This window comes from Paenisporosarcina sp. P4_E4_2 (assembly GCF_056401595.1).
This window is the reverse complement of sequence record NZ_JBFUJC010000413.1, coordinates 1-2,445: the sequence shown is the minus strand read 5'-3', so window position 1 is coordinate 2,445 and position 2,445 is coordinate 1. Positions and strand designations below refer to the sequence as shown.

4 protein-coding genes and 1 pseudogene are annotated in these 2,445 nt (G+C 39.6%); 3 read left to right on the top strand and 2 right to left on the bottom strand.

From position 1 onward, the window contains the following. Positions 1 to 233, top strand: a 233-nt coding sequence (locus AC1DSB_RS17985; protein ID WP_477587276.1) for a DUF7147 family protein, incomplete at its 5' end; no start/stop codon positions are given. A 1-nt stretch (position 234) separates the two neighbouring features. Here AC1DSB_RS17985 and AC1DSB_RS17980 read toward each other — a convergent pair. Next, on the bottom strand, positions 235 to 507 hold the full coding sequence (locus tag AC1DSB_RS17980) for a YlbG family protein (RefSeq protein ID WP_016427795.1): 273 nt from the start codon (positions 505 to 507) through the stop codon (positions 235 to 237). 130 nt (positions 508 to 637) lie between these two features. Here AC1DSB_RS17980 and AC1DSB_RS17975 point away from each other — a divergent pair, with 130 nt between their 5' ends. Next, on the top strand, positions 638 to 1,546 hold the full coding sequence (locus AC1DSB_RS17975; RefSeq protein WP_016427796.1) for a glycerophosphodiester phosphodiesterase family protein: 909 nt from the start codon (positions 638 to 640) through the stop codon (positions 1,544 to 1,546). 121 nt (positions 1,547 to 1,667) lie between these two features. On the opposite strand, the gene AC1DSB_RS17970 is transcribed toward AC1DSB_RS17975, so the two are convergent. Next, the gene (locus AC1DSB_RS17970; protein WP_016427797.1) at positions 1,668 to 2,120 is read right to left on the bottom strand and encodes a YlbF/YmcA family competence regulator; all 453 of its coding nucleotides are present in this window, start codon (positions 2,118 to 2,120) and stop codon (positions 1,668 to 1,670) included. Between the two features lie 87 nt (positions 2,121 to 2,207). Between AC1DSB_RS17970 and AC1DSB_RS17965 the strand changes: the two are divergent. Continuing rightward, positions 2,208 to 2,445 (top strand): annotated as a pseudogene (locus AC1DSB_RS17965) (PaaI family thioesterase); the annotation flags it as partial.

The following is a 2,445-nucleotide window of genomic DNA, read 5'->3' as shown; positions in this document are numbered from 1 at the left end:
CTGTAGATGATAGTAAATTCACGCCGATTTACTTCTGTCGCGAAGGGATTGAATACTCGGAAGAAAAACCGAGCAAACGCATCCAACTAATTGAAAAAACGCTGCAGGAAAGAAATTATTCCCCACACCGTCTCGAAGTTAAGCATTCAYCTTATTTTGCTGAGCCCGCTTTGTACCATCAATATTTAATCGGGTTGTTTAGATTGCATCACATTTTGCCGCCTTTAAGCTAAGTTATAAGCCCGTTTTATAGTCATATTCTTTTGCTTTGTCCGGTTTAGAATTTTCATATTCAGTTTTGACAAACGGACGGTAGGAAGGACTGACTTCTTTTACAAACGGGAGTTTTTGTAATTTCGTTGAAATCGCTTCAATTTGATCGAGGTCGCAATACATTACGACATACTTTAATTTTCGGGAAATATATTGAACATGTCCATATTTCCTCAGCGACTTCGCTTGTTTTAAATGATGTACATATACAATTAATCCTTGTCGTTCATTCATGCGAGTTCCCTCTTTTCTTACTTAAAAGAATACCATATGAAAGAAAACGTTCGCAACCGCTTGAAGCTGACAGTTTGCTATACTTTCCTTTATAATGGGGAAAGCAAGTTTGCATGAGGAGGAATTAGACATGGGAAAGAAAACGAAAGTAGCATTCGCAATCGCCGCAGCTGGTGCTGCTGCCTGGGCAGGCTCTAAAGCCATCTCAAAACCTCAAAAACGCCCTGATAAAGAAGCACTTCAATATGAACATCCGATTATCTTAGCTCATCGTGGAGGTTCTCTGATTGCTCCAGAAAACTCCATGATAGCTTTCAAAAAAGCAGCTGAACTTGGAGTTCATGGATTTGAAATCGATATTCGCTTGACAAAAGATGAAGAAATCGTGGTTTTCCATGACGAATATGTAGATCGTACCACTGACGGTGCAGGACGTGTTGCAGATATGACACTTTCTGAACTTAAGGCTTTTGATCTGGGTTATCAGTTTATTAATGAGCAGCAAGAATATGAATATCGTGGACAAGGCTTAACTGCTATCACGCTACGTGAGCTATTTGAAGCATTCCCACAAATGTTGATTAACATCGATATGAAGGATTCTCCTGAAACGTATGAAGGTAGCTTGATTCCTTCAAAATTATGGCGTTTGATAGAAGAACTTGGTGCTCAAAACCGTGTGGTTGTCACGAGCTTCCATGACGAGCAAATCGATCGTTTCAACCTGTATGCTCAAAATTCGGTGGCACTTGGTGCAGGAGAAAACGAAGTGCGTAAAGCGTATTCTGCCTACACAAGTCAGTTCGGACATTTGTATCATCCTCGTGTAGACGTCTTTCAAATTCCAGTGAAATCCGGTGTTTTCCCACTTGATGGAGAAGGTTTTATCAACTTCCTGAGCAAACTGAATGTTCCCGTTCACTACTGGACAATCAATGATCCTCAAGTAATGCAGCGTTTGTTGCAATCAGGTGCAAAAGGAATTGTTACAGATCGTCCAGATTTAGCCGTTGCGTTACTGGCAGAACATATTGCATAAGAAAATGTGTATAAGCTAAAACTTTCTTTAAGAATAAGAAAAAGGATGTGCACATTACGCGCACATCCTTTTGTTATGTCCGGCTCAAGAGCAGTTACGCACCCAAGCTACAATCTTTTATTTAAGCTGAACAGCCACAAGAACCACCAGTTCCACAGCTTCCTGTACTACAAGAAGAGGCAGCTGAAGCGAAGAACGGATTGCTGACAGGGACCTTGACAGATTCAGATACAGTTTTTCCTATTAATAAGCTGACTTCATCCAACAAATCTTGCAATTCGTTTTCAGCCAGTCTTAAATTAGCGACACGTTCATTCATATCAAGTGCGCGTTTTTGTACTCGAATAGACTTCATCACGTGCTGATAGTCCGGATGATACTTTCCGAAGCGTTGAACATCTTCATACTGCTCTTTTAAACGAGAAAAAGAAGCAATCTGTCTATTTAATAATTCGTCTGTATAAACGGCGAAATATGCTTCTTTGAAGCGTTCTACTTGCTCGGAGGATAAAATCATCTGTGTTAAACTATCTCCTTCATCCATGATGTTTGCCCATTCTGATGTCATCATCATCGGACATTCCTCCAATCTATTTTAATCATAACAGATTGGACTCATAAAATAAAAGACCTGCATTTGCTAAAAGTTAGGAGAAACAACATGAAAAAATCAGTACGTAATCAACTCGAAAACATATTAATTCATGCATCAACCGAAGATGTCTCTACGTTATCAAAATGGTTGGAAGGCTTTGAGAAGAAACAAAGTGGTGATCTTTCCACTTATTTAGGCGCTACTTTGCATATGGAGAAGAAATTAAGCGATGATTCTTGCACGATATCCATCCCAATAACTCCTTATATTCATAACACTCTTCATATCCCTCACGGTGGTATTC

Coding starts and splice junctions, on each gene's coding strand:
- AC1DSB_RS17975 (WP_016427796.1), top strand. CDS start 638: ATGGGAAAGAAAACGAAAGTAGCATTCGCAATCGCCGCAGCTGGTGCT.
- AC1DSB_RS17980 (WP_016427795.1), bottom strand. CDS start 507: ATGAATGAACGACAAGGATTAATTGTATATGTACATCATTTAAAACAA.
- AC1DSB_RS17970 (WP_016427797.1), bottom strand. CDS start 2,120: ATGATGATGACATCAGAATGGGCAAACATCATGGATGAAGGAGATAGT.